Below are 542 nucleotides of genomic sequence, written 5' to 3' on the forward strand. Positions count from 1 at the left end.
GTGTTAAGATTTTCAGTATGTTTGCCATAGTATGTGGTTTTGTAGCTGCTTGGAAATTTCTTTATTTTAATAGGGGAATATTTTTTGGTTTTTGAGTTTTGGACGTACCATTTTCCTGATATGCTTGGGATTTTGGTTTGTTTTACCCATTTATTATTTATTTTTTTATACCAGCCGTTTTTATTTACTTGGTAGCTGATATTGATTTGGGAGTTTCCTGTCTCTTTTGTATTTAGGTTCCAATAGCTGTCAATTTTATGGCTTGTTATTTTAGCATTGGCTGTTAAAGAGCTTGAAGCTGCTGAGTATAAGTTATTTCCGTTGTATTTTACTGAGAAGTTGTATTTGTAGTTGTCTGAATTTTTTGTCAGTCCATTAAAAGTGCTTAGTGTGTTTTGCTTGAGTTTGATAGTGGCTGTTCCACTGGAGTTAGTTGTGGCAGAATATTTATTGTTTAGTACTACCTTTTCTTTTGCTAAAGCACTGTTAGGTGTTTGTTTTTTATTATTGATGGCTGTATTTCCTGAGCTTGTTTGCCAAAT

Annotated in this window: 1 protein-coding gene; it reads right to left on the bottom strand. The window is 32.8% G+C overall.

Annotation, left to right across the window (positions count from 1 at the left end):
* The coding region (locus MBCUR_RS10565; protein WP_169805787.1) for a hypothetical protein at positions 1-542 on the bottom strand (542 nt) is incomplete at both ends.

Source organism: Methanobrevibacter curvatus (assembly GCF_001639295.1).
Classification (GTDB): Archaea; Methanobacteriota; Methanobacteria; order Methanobacteriales; family Methanobacteriaceae; genus Methanoflexus; species Methanoflexus curvatus.